Origin of the sequence: Reyranella massiliensis 521, assembly GCF_000312425.1 — a bacterium.
Lineage (GTDB): Bacteria > Pseudomonadota > Alphaproteobacteria > Reyranellales > Reyranellaceae > Reyranella > Reyranella massiliensis.
This window is the reverse complement of sequence record NZ_HE997181.1, coordinates 930,224-949,134: the sequence shown is the minus strand read 5'-3', so window position 1 is coordinate 949,134 and position 18,911 is coordinate 930,224. Positions and strand designations below refer to the sequence as shown.

At 65.4% G+C, this 18,911-nt stretch carries 22 protein-coding genes; 14 read left to right on the top strand and 8 right to left on the bottom strand.

The genetic code is table 11. The annotated features are described in order from the left end of the window. Window positions 1-16 precede the first annotated feature (16 nt). From BN60_RS04640 to BN60_RS28570, 6 genes are all read left to right on the top strand, one after another. Window positions 17-1,114 carry a polyamine ABC transporter substrate-binding protein gene (locus BN60_RS04640; protein ID WP_020694832.1) on the top strand — a complete coding sequence of 366 codons (1,098 nt, stop codon included), beginning with the start codon at window positions 17-19 and terminating at the stop codon, window positions 1,112-1,114. Between the two features lies 1 nt (window position 1,115). Beyond that, on the top strand, window positions 1,116-2,123 hold the full coding sequence (locus BN60_RS04635; protein WP_020694831.1) for an ATP-binding cassette domain-containing protein: 1,008 nt from the start codon (window positions 1,116-1,118) through the stop codon (window positions 2,121-2,123). Between the two features lie 11 nt (window positions 2,124-2,134). Continuing rightward, a complete protein-coding gene (locus BN60_RS04630) occupies window positions 2,135-2,974 on the top strand; it encodes an ABC transporter permease subunit (RefSeq protein WP_020694830.1) in 840 nt (279 codons plus the stop codon). Continuing rightward, entirely contained in the window at window positions 2,971-3,762 is a 792-nt protein-coding gene (locus tag BN60_RS04625) for an ABC transporter permease (RefSeq protein WP_020694829.1), read from the top strand. Before BN60_RS04630 ends, BN60_RS04625 begins: the two co-directional genes overlap by 4 nt. A gap of 87 nt (window positions 3,763-3,849) precedes the next feature. Beyond that, window positions 3,850-5,028 carry a sulfite oxidase gene (locus tag BN60_RS04620; protein WP_245539808.1) on the top strand — a complete coding sequence of 393 codons (1,179 nt, stop codon included), beginning with the start codon at window positions 3,850-3,852 and terminating at the stop codon, window positions 5,026-5,028. Between the two features lie 11 nt (window positions 5,029-5,039). Next, window positions 5,040-5,459 (top strand): hypothetical protein, encoded by a 420-nt coding sequence (locus tag BN60_RS28570; protein ID WP_020694827.1) that lies wholly within the window; start codon window positions 5,040-5,042, stop codon window positions 5,457-5,459. Here the strand turns inward: BN60_RS28570 and BN60_RS04610 are convergent, their stop codons facing one another. Further along, complete coding sequence (locus BN60_RS04610) at window positions 5,460-5,771, bottom strand: winged helix-turn-helix transcriptional regulator (protein ID WP_020694826.1); 312 nt, start codon at window positions 5,769-5,771, stop codon at window positions 5,460-5,462. 83 nt (window positions 5,772-5,854) lie between these two features. Between BN60_RS04610 and BN60_RS04605 the strand changes: the two genes are divergently transcribed. Next, window positions 5,855-6,424, top strand: coding sequence for a carboxymuconolactone decarboxylase family protein (locus tag BN60_RS04605; protein ID WP_020694825.1), 570 nt, complete (start codon window positions 5,855-5,857; stop codon window positions 6,422-6,424). On the opposite strand, the gene BN60_RS04600 is transcribed toward BN60_RS04605, so the two are convergent. Genes BN60_RS04600 through BN60_RS04585 form a run of 4 tightly spaced genes read right to left on the bottom strand, consistent with a single transcriptional unit; the run spans window position 6,393 to window position 9,639 of the window. Further along, the gene (locus tag BN60_RS04600) at window positions 6,393-6,857 is read right to left on the bottom strand and encodes an SRPBCC family protein (protein WP_020694824.1); all 465 of its coding nucleotides are present in this window, start codon (window positions 6,855-6,857) and stop codon (window positions 6,393-6,395) included. The genes BN60_RS04605 and BN60_RS04600 overlap by 32 nt on opposite strands. Beyond that, window positions 6,823-7,182 (bottom strand): ArsR/SmtB family transcription factor, encoded by a 360-nt coding sequence (locus BN60_RS04595; RefSeq protein ID WP_051150087.1) that lies wholly within the window; start codon window positions 7,180-7,182, stop codon window positions 6,823-6,825. Before BN60_RS04595 ends, BN60_RS04600 begins: the two co-directional genes overlap by 35 nt. Window positions 7,183-7,226: 44 nt before the next feature. Next, window positions 7,227-8,384, bottom strand: a complete 1,158-nt coding sequence (locus BN60_RS04590; RefSeq protein ID WP_043283632.1) for a benzoate/H(+) symporter BenE family transporter — start codon at window positions 8,382-8,384, stop codon at window positions 7,227-7,229. 13 nt (window positions 8,385-8,397) lie between these two features. Beyond that, window positions 8,398-9,639, bottom strand: a complete 1,242-nt coding sequence (locus BN60_RS04585) for a Zn-dependent hydrolase (protein ID WP_020694821.1) — start codon at window positions 9,637-9,639, stop codon at window positions 8,398-8,400. A 120-nt stretch (window positions 9,640-9,759) separates the two neighbouring features. On the opposite strand from BN60_RS04585, the gene BN60_RS04580 reads away from it, so the two are divergent. The 3 genes from BN60_RS04580 to poxB are packed head-to-tail and all read left to right on the top strand — an operon-like array spanning window position 9,760 to window position 13,713. Then, entirely contained in the window at window positions 9,760-10,932 is a 1,173-nt protein-coding gene (locus tag BN60_RS04580; protein WP_020694820.1) for a CaiB/BaiF CoA transferase family protein, read from the top strand. Then, window positions 10,929-11,957 (top strand): histone deacetylase family protein, encoded by a 1,029-nt coding sequence (locus tag BN60_RS04575; protein WP_020694819.1) that lies wholly within the window; start codon window positions 10,929-10,931, stop codon window positions 11,955-11,957. The genes BN60_RS04580 and BN60_RS04575 overlap by 4 nt, the downstream gene beginning before the upstream one ends. A 34-nt stretch (window positions 11,958-11,991) precedes the next feature. Further along, complete coding sequence (gene poxB / locus BN60_RS04570) at window positions 11,992-13,713, top strand: ubiquinone-dependent pyruvate dehydrogenase (protein WP_020694818.1); 1,722 nt, start codon at window positions 11,992-11,994, stop codon at window positions 13,711-13,713. Here the strand turns inward: poxB and BN60_RS04565 are convergent. From BN60_RS04565 to BN60_RS04555, 3 genes are read right to left on the bottom strand one after another with little or no spacing between them, the layout of a single operon-like run. Then, window positions 13,703-14,503 (bottom strand): aminoglycoside phosphotransferase family protein, encoded by an 801-nt coding sequence (locus BN60_RS04565; RefSeq protein ID WP_043283631.1) that lies wholly within the window; start codon window positions 14,501-14,503, stop codon window positions 13,703-13,705. The genes poxB and BN60_RS04565 overlap by 11 nt on opposite strands. A gap of 12 nt (window positions 14,504-14,515) precedes the next feature. Further along, window positions 14,516-14,713, bottom strand: coding sequence for a hypothetical protein (locus tag BN60_RS04560; RefSeq protein ID WP_020694816.1), 198 nt, complete (start codon window positions 14,711-14,713; stop codon window positions 14,516-14,518). Between the two features lie 27 nt (window positions 14,714-14,740). Continuing rightward, window positions 14,741-15,583, bottom strand: coding sequence for an MBL fold metallo-hydrolase (locus BN60_RS04555; RefSeq protein WP_020694815.1), 843 nt, complete (start codon window positions 15,581-15,583; stop codon window positions 14,741-14,743). A gap of 183 nt (window positions 15,584-15,766) precedes the next feature. On the opposite strand from BN60_RS04555, the gene BN60_RS04550 reads away from it, so the two are divergent. The 4 genes from BN60_RS04550 to BN60_RS28565 are packed head-to-tail and all read left to right on the top strand — an operon-like array spanning window position 15,767 to window position 18,910. Next, entirely contained in the window at window positions 15,767-16,618 is an 852-nt protein-coding gene (locus BN60_RS04550) for an ImuA family protein (protein WP_020694814.1), read from the top strand. Continuing rightward, window positions 16,524-18,185, top strand: coding sequence for a Y-family DNA polymerase (locus tag BN60_RS04545; protein WP_083855953.1), 1,662 nt, complete (start codon window positions 16,524-16,526; stop codon window positions 18,183-18,185). The genes BN60_RS04550 and BN60_RS04545 overlap by 95 nt, the downstream gene beginning before the upstream one ends. A 9-nt stretch (window positions 18,186-18,194) precedes the next feature. Further along, window positions 18,195-18,473, top strand: a complete 279-nt coding sequence (locus BN60_RS04540) for a FitA-like ribbon-helix-helix domain-containing protein (RefSeq protein ID WP_020694812.1) — start codon at window positions 18,195-18,197, stop codon at window positions 18,471-18,473. Then, the gene (locus tag BN60_RS28565; RefSeq protein ID WP_020694811.1) at window positions 18,470-18,910 is read left to right on the top strand and encodes a type II toxin-antitoxin system VapC family toxin; all 441 of its coding nucleotides are present in this window, start codon (window positions 18,470-18,472) and stop codon (window positions 18,908-18,910) included. Before BN60_RS04540 ends, BN60_RS28565 begins: the two co-directional genes overlap by 4 nt. Window position 18,911: the final 1 nt, after the last annotated feature.

The window sequence follows — 18,911 nt, the reverse complement described above, 5'->3', positions numbered from 1 at the left end:
TCTCCCGGAGTTGCCGATGCGTCTGTTCGCTCTCGCTTCGTTGCTCGTTCCCTCGGTGCTCGCCTTGAGCGCCGCGTCGGCGTTCGCCCAGGGATCGGTCAACGTCTACAATTGGTCGGACTATATCGCCGAAGACCAGCTGAAGGACTTCGCCAAGAGCACGGGCATCAAGGTCAACTACACGACCTACGACTCCAACGAGATTCTCGACGCCAAGCTCAAGACCGGCAAGTCGGGCTACGACGTCGTAGTGCCGACAGCCTCGCCCTTCTTCGTGCGCCAGCTCCAGGCCAAGCTGTTCACGCCTCTCGATCGCTCCAAGCTCAAGAACTGGAATAATCTCGATCCCGAGATCATGGCGGCGCTCGCCAAGTACGATCCCGGCAATGCCCATGGCATTCCCTGGATGTGGGGCACGACGGGCATCGGCTACAACGTCGCCGAGATCAAGAAGCGGATGCCGGATGCGCCGGTCGATTCGCTTAGGATGATCTTCGATCCGGCGGTTGTGTCGAAATTCAAGGATTGTGGCGTGATGCTGCTCGACAGCGCCACCGATGTGCTGCCGGCCGCCCTCAGATATCTCGGCCTCGATCCGGATTCCAAGAAGTCGGAGGACCTCGCCAAGGCCGCCGACGTGGTGAAGGCGATACGGCCCTTCGTCACCAAATTCCATTCGTCGGAGTACATCAACGCGCTGGCCGGCGGCAGCATCTGCCTGGCCTTCGGCTTCTCCGGCGACATCTTCCAGGCACGCGATCGCGCTGCCAAGGCAGCCGACAAGCGTGAGGTCGCCTATGCGATCCCCAAGGAAGGCTCGCTGCTCTGGATCGACGTTGCCGGCATCCCGAAGGATGCGCCGAACCTCGCCAATGCCTACGCCTTTCTCGATTTCATGTTGGAACCCAAGGTGGCGGCGGCTTCGAGCGAGCTCACGGGCTATGCCAACGCCAACAAGGCGGCCCTCGCGCTGTTGCCCAAGGACGTCTCGGGCAATCCGCTGATCTATCCTCCGGCTGACGTGCGGGCGAAGTTCTATACCATCACCGCCGGTACTGCCGATCAGCTGCGTGAGCGCACGCGTTTGTGGACAGCCATCAAGACGGGTCGATGAATTGCACGCTGGGCCTATTGCTGACTCCATCGTTCGCATCGAAGGACTGACCAAGCGCTTCGGCGCCATCACCGCCGTCGACAGCGTCGATCTCGAAATCCGGCGCGGCGAGCTCTTCGCCCTGCTGGGCGGCTCGGGCTGCGGCAAGACCACTCTGCTGCGCATGCTGGCAGGCTTCGAGGTGCCGGACGGCGGCCGCATCGTCATCGACGGCCAGGACATGACCGGCGTTCCACCGCATCTGCGGCCGGTCAACATGATGTTCCAGTCCTACGCCCTCTTCCCGCACATGGATGTGGCGGCCAACGTCGGCTACGGGCTGCGCCGCGAAGGCGTACGGGCGCCGGAGATCGCGACGCGCGTCGCCGAGGCATTGGAGCAGGTGAAGCTCGCCGATCATGCCGCGCGGCGACCGGCCCAGCTCTCCGGTGGTCAGCGCCAGCGCGTGGCGCTGGCCCGCGCGCTGGTGAAGCGTCCCAAGCTGCTGCTGCTCGACGAACCGCTGGCCGCCCTCGACCGCAAGCTGCGCGAAGGCACGCGCTTCGAACTGGTGCGGCTACAGGAGCAGCTTGGCCTCACCTTTGTCATGGTCACGCACGACCAGGAAGAAGCGATGTCCATGGCGACGCGATTGGCCGTCATGAACACCGGCCGGGTTGCCCAGGTCGGGACACCGCACGAGATCTACGAACGGCCGGCATCGCGCTTCGTCGCCGACTTCATCGGCATCGCCAACATCCTTGAAGCCGATGGCGGATGGCTGGCGCTGCGGCCCGAGAAGATCACGCTGGCCGCTGACCGGCCCGACGCCGCGAACACGGTGGCCGGCAAGATCCTCGATATCGCCTACGAAGGCGACCGCTCGCTCTATCGCATTGTCACCGAGGGCAAAGGAACGATGGTGGTCTCCACCACCAACATCGACCGCATGCAGCCCGCCTCCTTCGCGCGCGGCCAGGAAGTCTGGCTCGGCTGGTCGGCCGACGCCGGGCATCGCGTGAGCGAATGAGCGCCTAGGCCATGCGCTACGTCATCGCGCTGCCCTTCCTCTGGCTGATCGTCTTCTTTCTGCTGCCGTTCGCGCTGGTGTTGGCGATCGCGCTCGGCACCAACGCGCCCGATATCGCACCGCCGGTCGAGCTGGGCTTCAGCTTCAAGAACTTCGCCCTGCTGTTCTCCGACGATCTCTATGTCGCTGCCTGGCTGTCGTCGTTGCGCATCGCCGCGACCTCGACCCTGATCGCGCTGCTGCTGGGCTATCCCATGGCCTACGCCATTGCGCGAGCGCGACCTGAGCGGCGCCCCCTGCTGCTGATGCTGGTCGTGCTGCCCTTCTGGACGTCGTTCCTGATCCGCATCTATGCCTGGATGGGGTTGCTGGCGAAGAATGGCCTGATCGACCAGTTCCTGCGCTGGAGTGGCATCGCGGATAATCCCGGCAGCATCCTCGGCACGGAATGGGCGGTGCATCTTGGCATCGTCTACGCCTACCTGCCGTTCATGGTTCTGCCGCTCTACGCGACCCTGGAGAAGCTCGACACGAGCCTGCTGGAAGCTGCGGCCGATCTCGGCGCCAGGCCCCTGATCGCCTTCCTCACCGTCACCCTGCCCTTGTCGCTGCCCGGAATCGTGGCCGGTTGCCTGCTGGTCTTCATCCCTTCGATCGGCGAGTTCGTCGTTCCCGATCTGCTGGGCGGCACCGACACGCTGATGATCGGCAAGGTCCTGTGGGACGAGTTTTTCACCAATGCCGACTGGCCCCTGGCCTCGGCCGTGGCGATCTGCCTGTTGGTCCTGCTGGTCGCTCCCATCGCCCTGTTCCAACGCCAGCAGGCGCGTAGTCTGGAGCGCCGCACATGAACGGCCGCGCCCGATTCGCCTTCACGGCGCTCGCCTTCGGCTACGCCTTCCTCTACCTGCCCATCGTTCTGGTGATCGTCTATTCGTTCAACGAATCGCGGCTGGTCACGGTCTGGGCAGGCTTCTCCACCAAATGGTGGCAGGCGCTGTTCGCCAACGAGGCAATGCTCGACGCCGCCTGGCTGTCGCTCCGCATCGCTCTTGTGAGCGCCACGGCCGCTGCCGCCATCGGCCTCGCCGCCGGCTATGCCCTCGCCCGGGCACCCTTCTTCTTCGGCCGCACGCTGTTCGGCAGCCTGGTCATCGCGCCCATGGTGATGCCCGAAGTTGTAATGGGCATTTCCATGCTGCTGCTTTTCGTAGGCTCGGAGCAGATTTTTGGCGGACCCGACCGCGGCTTCCTGACCATCGCCCTCGCGCACACGACCTTTTCCATCGCTTTCGTCGCCATCGTCGTGCAGGCGCGGCTTGCCGACTTCGATCGCTCGCTCGAAGAGGCCGCGATGGATCTCGGCGCGACGCCGTGGACGACCTTCCGCACCATCACCCTGCCGCTGATCGCGCCAGCCGTCGGTTCTGGCTGGCTGCTCGCCTTCACATTGTCGTTAGACGATTTGATCCTGACGCAGTTCGTGGCCGGCGCGCAGTCGCAAACCCTGCCGATGCGCGTCTATTCCAGCGTCCGCCTCGGCGTCGATCCGCAAATTAACGTACTGGCCACCATCATCGTCTGCGTGGCGGCCTGTGCATTGATCCTGTCGGGCTGGCTGACGCGACGGAGAGTTTGAGCTAAGAATTCGGTGTCCTGGGAGGAAAAAATGCCGAGAACGGGAACAATCAAGGCGTCGCGACGTAACCTGCTGAAGGGAGTCGGGATGGCAACAGTCGGTGCTTCATTGCCGCCAGTTGGCGCGGCACTAGCGCAAGGCGCGCCTGCTGCAGCCAAGGGACCCAAGCTCCTCGAAATGGATGGCAAGGCCAAGCTCGCGATCCTTGGCGACAAGCCGCTGGTCGCCGAGACGCAGGCCGAGCTGCTGGACGACGACGTCACGCCGACGGCCAAGCTCTTCATCCGCAACAATGGCCAGGTCCCCGACGTGACGGGCGATCCCAAGGCCTGGAAGATCAAGATCGACGGCGAAGTGAATACGCCGCTGGAGATCAGCGTCGGCGAGCTGGCGAGCCGCTTCCCCAACGTCACCTACAATCTGATGCTGGAATGTGGCGGCAACGGCCGCTCCTTCTTCTCGCCCGAAGCGCGGGGTAATCAGTGGACCAACGGCGGCGCGGGCTGCCCGCAATGGACCGGCGTACGCCTGGCCGATGTGCTGAAGGCGGCCGGCGTGAAGCCGTCGGCCACGTACACGGGCCACTATGGCGCCGATCCGACGCTCGCCGGCGAAACCGACAAGCCCAGCATCTCGCGCGGCGTACCGATGGCCAAGGCGATGGAAGAGCACACGCTGATCGCCTTCAAGCTGAATGGCCAGGACATCCCGCTGATCCACGGCGCGCCCGTACGCCTCGTCGTGCCGGGCTGGCCGGCCTCGGCGTCGACCAAGTGGCTGAAGCGCATCTGGGTGCGCGACAAGGAGCATGACGGTCCCGGCATGGGCGGCTTCTCCTACCGTGTACCGAAGACCCCGATCGTGCCCGGCAGCAAGGGCGACGCCAAGGACATGGCGATCCTCGAATCAATGCCCGTGCGGTCGGTCATCACCTTTCCGGCCGACGGCACCAAGCTCGCGGCCGGCACACGCAAGCTCGACCTGCGTGGCCATGCCTGGGCCGGCGATTACGACGTCAAGACGGTCGACATCTCGACCGACTATGGCGTCACCTGGAAGAGCGCCAAAATCAATCCGCCCGCCAACAAGTTCGCCTGGCAGCGTTTCACTGCATCGATCGATCTGCCGACTGCGGGCTACTACGAAGTCTGGGCCAAGGCGACGGACAGCAAAGGCGTGACGCAGCCCTTCGCCGCCGCTAACTGGAACCCGCAAGGCTACGGCGCCAATCCGATCAACCGCATCCGGGTGCTCGTCGAATCTTGAGCCGGCTCACCATGACACACGTCGTCGTCATCACCTTGACGACGACGTTTCTGCTCCTCGCCCTCGATCGCGCGGGCGAGTTGGGCCGCAAGCAGTATGTCTACGTGCCGCCGGCGCCCAAGGTGGAAGCGCCGCCGGTCGATCCCGACAAAGGCAAGCCGCCGCCGCACAACGACACGGTCGACGATCTGCCCGACGGCAAGGGCCGGGAGATCACCTTCTATACCTGCACCGCCTGCCATGGCGTGGCGCTGATCAAGGCGCAGGGGCTGACGCGCGACCTCTGGGATTCGACCATCGACCTGATGCTCGAAAAGCACCGCATGCCACCGGTGAAGGCCGAGGACCGTGCCGAAATCCTCGACTATCTCGCCGAACATTTCCCGCCCCGTCGCAAGGGTCGTGGAAGCGACAACCCATTTCTGAAGTAGTCATCCGGCCGCTTTTGCCCACTTTTCCGACCAGGTGTGCAGAGGCAGAAAGAGCTGCAGCAGCTCGCGGCCCAGCGCCGTGAGGCGATAACCCACGGCATCGTCGAGTTCGACCAGCTTCGCCTCGCGCAGTTCGGCCAGTCGGGTGTTCACGATGGTCGGGCTGGCGCCGATCCGGTCCTGCAGATCGCGGAAACGCTTCGGTTCCTCGCGCAGCTCCCAGACGATGCGCAGGGTCCAGCGCCGGCCCAGCAGATCGAGCAGCCGCATGATCGGCCGGCCTGTCTGCGAACCGCGAACGCGCTTCACCATCTATTTCACTCCGTTACTACAATTTCTGTAGCAATGACGCCTGGCCGTTGCTACGTAATCTGTAGCACAAACGGAGACCCGCCATGCCCCGCATCGCCCCGGCCGAAGCGCCCTATCCCCCCACGATCGCCGCTGAACTCGACCGTATCATGCCCAAGGACGTGGAGCCGCTGATCCTGTTCCGCACGATGGCCAGGAACCCTCGCGTGTTCGGCAAGATGTTCGCCGGCGGCCTGCTCGACAAAGGCGCCCTTTCGCTGCGTCAGCGCGAAATCGTCATCGACCGCACCACGGCCCGGCTGGGCTGCGAATACGAATGGGGCGTCCACGTCGCCTTCTTCGCGAACCGCGTGGCCTTGGATACCGATCAGGTCGCGGCCCTTGTGCACGGCCCGGCCGATGCGCCCTGCTGGACGCAAGACGAGCAAGCCCTGATCGCCGTCGTCGACGATCTGGTCGACCATCGCACGATTGCGACATCGACCTGGAATGTCCTCGCCGTGCACTTCGACGAGACGCAGATACTCGAGACGATTGCGCTGGTGGGCTACTACCACACGATCAGCTTCTTGTGCCGCGGACTGGAGCTGCCGCTCGAAGCCTATGCCGCACGTTTCCCGCTTACGCCGCAATCTCGGCAATCCGCGCCATGATGCGGCCCCAGCCGGACTTCATCGTATCGTAGGCAAAATCGTTCTCCGGCGACCGGAACCCCGAATGCACGAGCTTCAGGCGCGTCCCGGAGCCCGCGGGTTCGAGCGTCCAGGTGGCAACGCTATCAAGCTCCGATCCGTACTTGGCATTGTTCTTGGAGCCGCCCTTCCAGCTATAGACGAGTCGCTTCAACGGTACGACTTCAAGAACCTCGCAGTGGACGACGCCGTCCCAGTCGCCCATCGGCTGGGTACGGAAATGGAAGCGCTTGCCGACGATGGGCTCGAAGTCGCTGGGCATCAGCCAGCGTGCGAGCAATTCGGCCGCGGTCAAAGCACGCCAGATCTTCTCGGGAGAGTGCGGCAGAACCTCTTCGACCACGATGTCGCGCACGACCTCAGTCACCGCGGCGCCTCGGTTCGGGTTGGTCATTGTCCATCTCCTCGAGCAGGGACTTCAGGTTGGTGAAGCGTTCGCGCCAGAAGACGCCGTAGACACCCAGCCAGTCGACCAGCGGTGCGAGCCCGCGCGGCTCGCAGCGATAATGGATGTTCCGGCCCTCGCGGCGTTCGCTGAGCAGGCCGGCTTCCTTGAGCGACCGGACATGCTGCGAAATTGCCGGCTGGGAGACGTCGTTGCGCGCCGTCAGCGCCCCGACCGTGAGCTCGCCGGCAGTCGCGATTTGTTCGAACACCGCCCGCCGCGTCGGATCGGCCAGGGTGCGCATAACGGTGGCGATATCGCCTAGGGATGACATGACCAATATATAAGTATGTACTTATATATTGTCAACAGAGACAGTCAGCGCTTTACGGCCCTGTCGATACCGAGGATCAGGAGACCGAAGACGAGCCCCCAGAAGGCGGAGCCCACGCCCATCAAGGTGACGCCCGAGACGGTAACTGCGAGCGTGCCGGCTGCGGCCAGCCGGTCCTGATCACCGGCCAAGGCGCTGCCCATGGCACTCGCCATCGAGCCCAACAATGCCGTGCCTGCGACCGTGGCCAGCAGCGCTGGCGGCAGCGCGCCGAACAGGCCGACCAGCGAGGCCCCGAACACGGCGATCAATCCCCAGAACAGCGCGTAGAACGGTCCGGTCATCCAGCGCTTCGCCGGATCGGGATGAGCATCGGGGCCAGTGCAGAGCGCCGCCGAGATCGCGGCGAGGTTGGATGTGTGGGCGCCCATGAAGGCCGTGCCGAGCGATGCCGCGCCCGTGACGGCGAGGATGGGCTGGGTCGGCGGCTGATAACCCGAGGCCCGCAGCACGGCGAATCCCGGCAGGTTCTGCGATGCCATCGTCACAAGATAGAGCGGCACGCCGAGCCCGATCAGGGTCGCAAGATCCCAGGCTGGCGCGGTGAGCTCGATGGAGGTGAACCCGATCGGCGGCAACGGCTTCACAAGGCCAAGCGACCAGGCGAGCAGGCCGCCGGCCACCAGTACGATCAATGACGCCAGCGCCGGCAGGAACGCGCGCACGACCAGGAACAGGACGAGCAGCGGCAGCACCAGCAGCGGTGAGGTCGGGACATGCTCGATCATCGCCATTACGAGGCGCAGCAGAATGCCCGCCAGCATGGCGGCCGCAATGCTGGCCGGAATCCTCTCGATCAGCCGGCCAAGCGGCCGCACCGCGGCGGTGAGCAGGATCAGCACGGCCGCCAGTACGAAGGCCCCCACGGCGGCCGCGAAGCTCGGCACGCCGGTGGTCGAGGCGATCAGCGCTGCGCCTGGCGTCGACCAGGCGGCAATGATGGGCATGCGATAGCGGACGCTCAGCACCAGGGCGCTGAATGCGGTAGCAAGCGACAGGCCCGAGACCCACGAACTCGCCTGCTCCGGCGTGGCGCCGACCGCCTGGGCCGCTGCCAGGATGATGGGCAGCGTGCCGCCCGCGCCGGCGATGGTCGCGACCAAGGCAGCGGTCGCGACCGAAACAAATCCCCCCGATTTCACGACAGCCTCTACTCTACTTGTTGGCGGTATCGACCATCGCCTGCAGAAGGATCTGCGCGCCGGCCCCGACATCGTCGCGAGTCGCGTCTTCGATCTCGTTGTGGCTGATGCCGTCCTTGCATGGCACGAAGACCATGGCGGTCGGCGCGACGCGGCTGACATAGCAGGCGTCGTGACCGGCGCCGCTCACAATATCCATATGGGCGTAACCCGCCTGCTGCGCGCCGCGACGCACTGAATCGACCAGCTCCTTGGCGAAGGGCGATGCCGGGAAGTGCCAGATCTGTTCGATCTTCACGTCGAGGCGATGGCGCTTGGCGATCTCCGCCGCGGCCGCGCGCATGTCGGCATCCATCCTGGTGAGTTCGTCGTTGTCGGGATGGCGGAAGTCGAGCGTCATGAACACGCGGCCGGGGATGGTGTTGCGGGCCTGCGGCAGGCTATCGATCACCCCTACCGTGGACCGTCCGTTCGGCCGGTTGCCGATGCGACGGGCCTCGACGATCAGTTCGGCGGCGCCGACCAGCGCATCGCGACGGCCTTCCATGGGGGTCGTGCCAGCGTGGCTTTCCATGCCCGTCCAGTTGATCTCGTACCAGCGCTGCCCCTGCGCACCCGTGACGACGCCGATCGTCTTCTTTTCGCGCTCGAGGATCGGCCCCTGCTCGATATGCGCCTCGAAGAAGGCGCCGACCTTGCGGCCGCCGACGGGCTCCTTGCCGTCGTAGCCGATCTTCTTCAGCGCCTCGCCGAAGGTGACGCCCTCACGATCCTTGATGGCCAGCGCATAGTCGAGTTCGAAGGCACCGCCGAACACGCCCGAGGCCACCATGGCCGGCGCGAAGCGGCACCCCTCTTCGTTGGTCCAGACCGCGACCTCGATCGGCGCCTCCGTGACGTAGTTGGAGTCGTGCAGCACGCGCAACACTTCCAGTCCAGCCATCACGCCATAGGCGCCATCGAACTTGCCGCCGGTCGGCTGGGTATCGAGATGGCTGCCGGTCATGACGGGTGGCTTGGTGGGATCGCGGCCTTCGCGGCGGGCGAAGATGTTGCCGAGCTGGTCGACCTTGATGGTACAGCCCGCCTCCTTCGCCCAACGCACGAAGAGGTCGCGTCCTTGCCGGTCGAGGTCGGTCAACGCGATGCGGCAAACGCCGCCCTTCTCGGTGCCGCCGATCTGGCCTAGCTCCATCAGGCTCGACCACAAGCGGTCGAAATCGACGCGAAGATTGGGGCGTTCTGCGGACTTCATGGCAACTCCAGGCAAGACGGAACGCGCGACCATAGCAAATGCCAGCCAGCGAAACGAAGTGCTTGAGCGGCAGGTCTGGGTCTTGCAAGGGTGCTGCCCTCCAGGAGGAATTTCACGCCCATGCTGCCGCTTTCCGACACGCTCGTTCTCGACCTCACGCAAGTCATCGCCGGACCGACCGCCGGCCAGATCCTGGGCGACATGGGCGCCGATGTGATCAAGGTCGAGCCGTTGAACGGCGAGCATTTCCGCCCGCATTTCGACGGCGCCTGGGTGCCTTCGATGAATCGCAACAAGCGCGGCCTCGCGCTCGACCTGCGCACCCAGGGTGGCCGCGACGTGCTGATGCGCCTGGTGCGCAAGGCTGACGTGTTCATGGAAGCCTTCACGCCGGGCGTCATCGACAAGCTGGGTTTCGGCTGGGATACCGTCTCCAAGGAGAACGAGCGCCTGATCTATGCCTCGGTCTCGGGCTACGGCCAGACCGGCCCCTATGCAGGCCGTGCCGGCTACGATCCCTGCATCCAGGCCGAGATCGGCCTGATGGACGCGACCGGCCCGGACGGTGGTGAGATGTGCCGCGTCGGCACCGCCGCGATCGACTATTGCACCGGCTCGTTCTGCGCGGCTGGCATTGCCTTCGCATTGCTGGGCCGGCACAAGACCGGCAAGGGCCAACGGCTCGACCTGTCGCTGTTCGACGTCGGCATGCACATGATGAGCCACTGGATCACCAACCAGGGCCGCACCGGCGAGGACCCCGTCCGCATGGGCACCTCCAACTCGATCCTGTCGCCGCTGCGCGTCTTCCCGACCAAGACGCGGCCGATCTTCGTCGCAGGAACCAACGATGCCTTCTGGCGGCTGCTCTGCACGGCGCTCGGCAAGCAGGAATGGCTGGCCGACAAGCGCTTCGCCACCAATGCTGACCGTGTCGCCAACCGCGCCATCCTGGAGCCGATGATCGAAGCCTATTTCATGGAGCACACGGCAGACGAGCTGCTCGACAAGCTCATTCCGGCCGGCATGGCCTGCGGCGCCGCCTACAAGGTGAGCGACGTCATGGTGAGCGCACATGCCGAGGCGCGCGGCAGCGTGCTCGAAATCGACTATCCCGGCATTGGCCCGGTGAAGTCGGCGGCCAATCCTATCAAGCTCTCCGACGCTCCCGTCGAGACGCGGCGCAAGTCCCCCATGGTGGGCGAACACACGGTCGAGATCATGCGCGAAGTGGGCTATAGCGATACGGATATCGCCTCTCTCCGCGACGCAAAGGCCATCGCGACCCTATGAAGATCGTCTATTCCGACAAGCACGCCGGCCACGATCCCCAGACCTTCATCGTCCGCGGCGTGAAGCAGCGCAGCGCCGAGCAGCCGGAACGTGCCACCCGACTGCTTGCGGCGGCCCGCGAGGCCGGCCACGAGATCCTGCCGCCCAAGGCGTTTGGCAGTGCTCCCGCCGCCACGGTGCATACGCCGGAATACATCGACTTCCTGCAGATCGCCGCACGCGAATGGGCCAAGCTGCCCGGCGCCAGCCCGGAGGTCGTGCCCAACGTCCATCCGGCGCGCGCCCATGCCTCCTATCCCAAGGCGCTAGCCGGTCGGGCCGGCTGGCATCAGGTCGACATGGCTTGTCCGATCGGACCACACACCTGGGAGGCAGCCCTTGCCGCCACGGAAGTGGCGACCACCGTGGCCGATATGGTGCTGGGGGGCGAGCGGCAGGCTTATGCGCTCTGCCGGCCGCCCGGCCATCACGCCTATGCCGACATGGCGGGCGGCTTCTGCTTCCTGAACAACACGGCGGTCGCAGCCCAACGCCTGCGGAGCCAACACGCCCGCGTCGCGGTGCTGGATGTCGACGTGCATCACGGCAACGGGACGCAAGGAATCTTCTACGAGCGCGACGACGTGCTGACTATCTCGATCCACGCCGATCCCGCGAACTACTATCCCTACTTCTGGGGCCACGCCCACGAGCATGGCGCCGGCAAAGGCCAGGGCTTCAATCTCAACCTGCCGCTGCCCCTGGGCTCCGCGGACGCGCCGTGGCTCGATGCCGGAGACAAGGCCTTGGCCCGCATCAGGGAATTCCAGCCGACCGCTCTGGTCGTGGCGCTGGGCCTCGATGCCAGCGAGAGCGATCCCTTGCAGGGGTTGAAAGTGACCGGCGCCGGCTTCCACGCCATGGCCGAAAAGATTGCACGCGCCGGCCTGCCGACGGTCTTGGTGCAGGAAGGCGGCTATCTCGGCGACGATCTCGGCCGCAACCTGGTTCAGTTTCTGGCCGGCTTCGAGAAGGGTCGCGCCTAGGAGACCTTCTCCCCTCAACATCACGGAGTTCAGCATGGCACGGACGATCGCCGACCTGATGGCCGAAACCCTGCGCGCCGCCGGCGTGAAGCGTATCTACGGCGTTGCTGGAGACTCCCTGAACGGCTTTACCGATTCGCTGCGCCGCATGAAGGAGATCGACTGGGTCCACATGCGCCACGAGGAAGCCGGCGCCTTCGCCGCCGGCGCCGAAGCCCACCTCACCGGCGAACTTGCGGTCTGCGCCGGGAGCTGCGGCCCCGGCAACATGCACCTCATCAACGGCCTGTTCGACTGCTACCGCAGCCGCGTGCCCGTGCTGGCGATCGCCGCGCATATTCCGAGTGCGGAGATCGGTGGCCACTATTTTCAGGAGACGCACCCCGAGCAGCTCTTCGCCGAGTGCTCGCACTATGTCGAGCTGGTCTCCAATCCCGATCAGATGCCGCGGGTCCTCGACAAGGCGATCCGCGTCGCCGTCGCCGAGCGCGGCGTGGCGGTGGTCGTGATCCCGGGCGACGTGGCGCTGCTCAAGACCGACGCCAAGGTCGCGACCTGGCTCGCCCCCAAGCCGCCGGTCGTGCGGCCGTCCGATGCCGATCTCGATGCTTTGGCCGAGCTCCTGAACAACGGCAAGAAAGTCACCATGATGTGCGGCGCAGGCTGCGCCGGTGCACATGGCGCCGTGGTCGACCTGGCGCGCACTCTGAATGCGCCGATCGTGCATTCGCTGCGTGGCAAGGAGCATGTCGAGTACGACAATCCCTTCGATGTCGGCATGACCGGCCTGATCGGCTTCGCTTCGGGCTATGCCGCCATGAAGGAATGCGACACGCTGCTGCTGCTCGGCACCGACTTCCCCTATCGGCAATTCTACCCCGAGCAGGCCAAGGTGGCGCAGATCGACATCAGGGCCGAAAGCCTCGGCAATCGCTGCCGCCTCGATATCGGAGTGGTCGGCACCGTCGCCGATACGGTGGCGGCCCTGCTGCCCCGGCTGAAACCCAAGACGGACCGGACGTTCCTCGACGCCGCCCTCGCACACTATGCCAAGGCACGCGCCGATCTCGACAAACTCGCCGAGAGCAAGCCCGGCGGCAAGATCATCCATCCGCAGTACGTTGCGCGCCTGATCAGCGAGCTGGCCGATGACGACGCGGTCTTCACCTGCGATGTCGGCACGCAGTCGGTGTGGGCGGCACGCTATCTGAAGATGAACGGCAAGCGGCGCCTGATCGGCTCGTTCAATCACGCCTCGATGGCCAACGCCATGCCGCAGGCGATCGGCGCGCAGGCCTCACACAAGGGCCGGCAAGTCATCTCCATGTCGGGCGACGGCGGCTTCGCCATGATGATGGGCGATTTCATCAGCCTCGCCCAGCTCGGCCTGCCGGTGAAGGTGGTAGTGCTGAACAACGGCACGCTGGGCTTCGTCGAGATGGAGATGAAGGCCGCGGGCTTTGTCGACACCGCCGTCACACTCAAGAACCCCGACTTCGCAGCCATGGCCGCGGCCATGGGTATCAAGGGCGTCAGGGTCGAGGACCCGGCCAAGCTCGAAGGTGCCCTGCGCGATGCCTTCGCCCACAAGGGGCCTGCCCTGGTCGATGTCGTAAGCGCCCGCCAGGAACTCGCCATGCCGCCCAAGGCGACGCTCGAACAGGCCTACGGCTTCAGCCTGTTCCTGATGAAGGCCGTGATGGACGGCCGCGCCACGCAGATCATCGACCTGGCGCGCACCAACCTCAGGCTCTGAGGGCCGCTGCCGCCAGCTCGGCGACGACAAGGTCGAGGCCCGGATGGTCGCCATCGCCCAGGATCCATACGGCCGAGAGGCTGGCGAAGGCGAGTGTCCAGCGCAGCAGGTGTGTGCGGTCGAGGGCAGCGGCTTCGGCGATGACTTCGACCTGACGCGCAAAGCGGCCCGGCGCAAGGGCCGTCGGTTCGTCAGGATCGCGCAGGATGTTCACGAAATCAAAGGCGCGGTCGCCCAGCAGTCCCTTCGGATCGATGACGATCCAACCGCGCGAGCCGGCATCCAGCACGTTCTCGTGATGGATGTCGCCGTGCAGCACGACGATCTCCCGCGGATGCTCCAGAAGTTCCTGCGCAACGCTGCGGCCCTCTGCAATGACGCCGTCCTGACCTCGAGCTCGCAATAGCGGCTCGAACCAGACTGTGAGCGGTACGAGATCGGGAGGCAGCGGGGCGCAGTGCCGATGCAAGCGACTGGTCACCTCGCAAAGAATACGCGTCGCTTCGTCGTCCTGGCCGGAGCGCGCCATCGTCGCCAGCGACCGTGGCCCCATGGCGCGTTCGAGTAGAAGCACGCCGTCGTCCTCGGCCAACACGCGCGCGGCGCCCTCGCCTCGCCACCAGGCCATCAGGCGACAGCCCCGCTGTTCTTCCTTCTCGAGCGCGATCTTCAGCATTGCCGGAACGTCCCCGCGACGCACCGGCAGCAGGACGCTGCTGTGAGTCTTCAGCAGATCGCCGTCGGGTTTGAGGTTCCAGCGCGCGAGATAGTGATCGGTTTCGGTTGCGATTGCGGAACCTGCCTAGGCTTTCTTACCGAGATTGTTGAAGAAGCGCGTCCAGCTCGAGGGCCAGAAGGCCAGGATGAACACCACCAGCGCGACGAGAAACAGTGAGATCACGCCCTGGATGACCTCGAAGTTGAGGGCGTCTTCGGCGACAAAGAACCCCGCCACGAAATTCGCAGCAATCAAAATCAGGCGGACCACCCAGCTCAGCATCGCGACCTCTTATGCCTTGTCTTGTAATCAATCGCCGCCATTACCGCCAACGACATAAACGGTGAGCTTCTCCGGTAGGGTATCGTGCGCGACCTCGATGGTGCGGCGGTCGGGCCAGATGAAGACGGCATCCTGGTCCTGCATCAGCTCCTCGAAACGCGCGACCTGACCGCGGCCCCAATAGTGCATGGGCAGGACGATGCGCGGCTGAAGCTGGCGTACGACCTCCACCATGACCGGCAAACCCACCGTGTAGGCGCCGTCGATCGGCACCATCAGCACGTCGATGCGGCCGAGCTCGTCGAGATGCTCCTTGGTGAGGCGGTGGTGCAAGTGGCCGAGATGGGCAATGCAGAGATCGCCGATGGTGAAGGTGAAGATCGAGTTGCCGTTGATGCGCGCCGAACCGCCGCCCCAGTCGCGCGCATTGGTCGGCACGTTCGATACCTTGAGATCCTTCAAGGTGACGTCGTGCTTGGCTTCGGTTTCGCCGGGCTTGGTCGGCCATCCCGGCAGTACGTAGGTGATGCCCTCCTCGGGATGATCCGTGTAGTGGGTGGAGTGCGCGTTGTTCATCGTCACGATGTCGGGCTTTCGGCCAAAGCCGTTCAGGCCGTTGTAGTCGGTGATGGCCCGCACACCTTGAGGTGTGTTGATCTCGAAACTGGCATGGCCGAGGAAAGTGATGATGGCACGGCTGGCGCTGTCAGCGACCATTTGCATGCCATCGAGCGAAGCGACCTGAACGCCCCGGCCCAACAGAGCAGGACCCAGCTCGACGAGGTTTTTGGAACAGCGCGCCAGCGCTGACCCTGCCAGCAGGGCAAACAGGGTCGCCAGCAGGGCGGTGGCGGATAGGCGTGCGGTCATTGGATCTCCGGCGCGGTATCGCGGGAAAGCCCCTCAGCTTCAGCAAAATGCAGGCGGCATGCCAGCCCCTTAATCCCTCCCCTCGGACTCCCGTTGACTCTTGGCGCCGAGAGAACTAGAACAAAACAAGAACATTGTATCTCTGAATATCCCCAACGCGTTTCATCGACCTTCGAGGGGGCGATGCCTGTCATTTCCCCAAATGCCTTTGCTCCCCCTGCCGCCAACGATCTGGCAGCCGCCGTCCCGCTCGGCCTGCGGGAAAAAGTGCGCCGGCTGGAGCGCGCCCACAGCGCCCAAAGGGGCGGTCGCGCTGCCAGCGTAGCCTTGGGACTGCCGGCCATCGATGCCCTGCTGCCCGACGGCGGTCTGCTGACCGGCGCGCTGCACGAGATCGAGGCAGGCCCTGCACCCTCCGGCCGTGTCGCTTCGCATGACGGGGCGGCGCTGGGGTTTGCCGGACATATCGTCGGTCGCTTCGTCCGGCAGACCGGGGGGACGATCCTGTGGTGCCGGCGTCCCACGGGCACCTTCGATGCTCCGCCTTACATGCCGACGCTCTCCGCCTGGTTCGACCCGGCTCGCGTGCTGATGGTCACAGCGCAGCGCGACGCGGATCTCTTCTGGGCAATGGAAGAAGGGCTGCGCTGTCCCGGCATCGCCGTGGTCCTGGGCGAGACGCGCGCCGCCGACCCGACTGCGGGCCGCCGCCTGTCGCTGGCTGCCGAGAAGAGCGGCATTCCCGCTTTGCTGCTGAGGGCACAGCCTGCGCCACCGCAAAGCGTGTGCGCGACGCGCTGGCGAATCGCCTCGGCGCCCTCGCATTCGACACCTGGCCTCAGCGATGTCGGCGCCGCGCGCTGGCGTCTCGAACTGAGGCGCAACCGCTTCGGCACACCGTCGGCTGCTGAAATCCCGTCATGGCTCGTGGAGTGGAACGATGAAACGCATTGTCTCTCTGTGGTTCCCCAAACTCTCGACGGATCGTCTAGCGCGTACTGGCCAGAGTCCGACGCCGCGCGACTGGTCGGCTAGATCGGCCGCTACCGTCGTTTGGCACGATGGCTGCCCGCGCCTTGCCGCAGTCAACGGCCATGCTCGCGCCGCCGGTCTGCGTCCGCACATGCGGCTGGCCGATGCGCGTGCCTTGCTGCCCGATCTCGTCACCACGGCAGGCGAACCGCAGGCCGACCGCCGACTGATCGAGACGATTGCCAATTGGTGCGATCGCTACACGCCCTGGGTGGCAATCGATCCTCTGGGCAGTGCCATCGCCGAGGAAGGCACGGAAGCCTGCAGTGCCGGCGGCTTCGGCGGCGATGCCGGCCTGCTGCTCGACGTCACGGGCTGCACCCATCTCTTCGGCACGGGCGAGGCCGGCGAACGCGCCCTGCTCGCCGACCTGACCCAGCGGCTTTCACGACACGATTTTGCTTGCCGGGCGGCAATGGCCGACACGGCGGGTGCCGCCTGGGCATTGGCCCGCTTCGCCGAACGCCAAGCCGATCTCTTCTGCCCTCGCCACAGCCAGCGCGCCGCGCTCGCGGGGCTGCCGGTCGAAGGGTTGCGGCTCGATGCACCGATCCTGGAGACCTTCCTCAAGCTCGGCCTGCGTCGCATCGGCGATCTCTACCCGATGCCGCGAGCGCCGCTCGCCCGCCGGTTCGGCGACCAGCCCCTCGCCCGCCTCGACCAGGCGCTGGGCACGCTTGCCGAGCCAATCGAGCCGCGCCGCCCACCACCCGCTTTCCGTACACGCCTCGCCTTCGCCGAACCTATCGGCCGGCCGGAGGATATCGCTGCCGCCACCAGCCGGCTCCTGGCCGCACTCTGTCGGCAGTTCGAGCAGGCGGGTGTCGGGGCCCGCAAGCTCAAGATCGCGCTCTACCGCGTCGACGGATCGGTCGACCGCACGTCGATCGGCACCAGCCGACCCAATCGCGACAATCCGAGATTGATGAAACTCTTCGAGGAAAAACTAGGGGAACTCGATGCCGGCTTCGGCGTCGAACTGATGATCCTGGGCGCCCCCGAAGTCGAGGCCTGGAGTGGCACGCAGGATGCCCTGCCCGACCAGAACGCACCGGCCGTTCCCGCTGGCATCGACGGCACGATCGATCTTGCCGACCGTTTGGCGCTGCGGTTGGGAACAGCGAATGTCGTGCGGTTGCTGCCACGCGACAGTCATCTGCCCGAACGCGTGCAGGTCGCGGTCTCTGTCGGGACGAAGCCTGCCGCGACCGGCGCCTGGGCGCGCGTGGCCGGCCTCAAGGGCGCGCGGCCGACGCGGCTGCTGCAGCGGTCCGAGCCGGTCGATGTCATGGCGCCGGTGCCCGACGATCCGCCGCGCCATTTTTCCTGGCGCCAGCACAAGCATCGAATCGTGCGCGCCGAAGGACCGGAGCGGATTGCCGACGAATGGTGGCGGCCGCGGCCCGATGGCAGCCGACCACCGGCCGGCGGCGTGCCGCTGGTTCGCGATTACTACCGTGTCGAGGACGACGATGGCGGCCGCTTCTGGCTGTTCCGCGACGGCGCCTACAAGGTCGCCGCCAACGGCCAGCCGACGGCGCGCTGGTTCCTCCACGGTTTCTGCGCCTAGGAGGGGAACATGGAAGAAGTGCAAGTGGTGGAAGAGGTGGCAAAGAAGCCCAAGAACACCCTGACGATTCGCGGTCTCGACGACGCGACCATCGAACGTCTGAAGGCGCGTGCCCGCAGCCGCAAGCGCTCCCTCGAAGCCGATCTGCGCGACCTGCTCACCCATACGTCGCGCCAGCCACTGGTACTCGATGCTCTGGCCGAAGCCGACCGCATCGCCGCCATGACACCCACCATCGTGTTGCAGACCGACAGCGGCCTGCTCGCCTGTGCAGGCAGCGAGCCATGATCGTCGTCGTCGATCCCAGTGTGGCGCTTAAATGGTTCGTCGAGGAGCCATTACGCCCGCAGGCGCGCATGTTGCTGGCCGACAAGCACGAGCTGATCGCGCCCGACATTCTGATCGCCGGTGTCGCCGAGCTGGCATGGAAGAAAGTGACACGTGGCGAGATTTCGGCCGAACAAGCCGAGCCCATTGTGCGCAACATCGCCCTGCCCGCTTTCATTTCGGCTTTCGTCGACTCGGCCCGATTGCGCAACCGCGCCTTCGCCATCGCCCTGCAATGTGGCCGGCCGGTGCACGAATGCTTCTATGCGGCCTGCGCCGAAGCCACCGCCGCGCCTCTGGTCTGCACTGACGAGACTTTCTTGCAAGCCTTGAAGACAGCGGCAATCGACGTGCGTGGCTTGCCGCTCGCCCGCATACGCGAACTCGTCCCGGCATGAA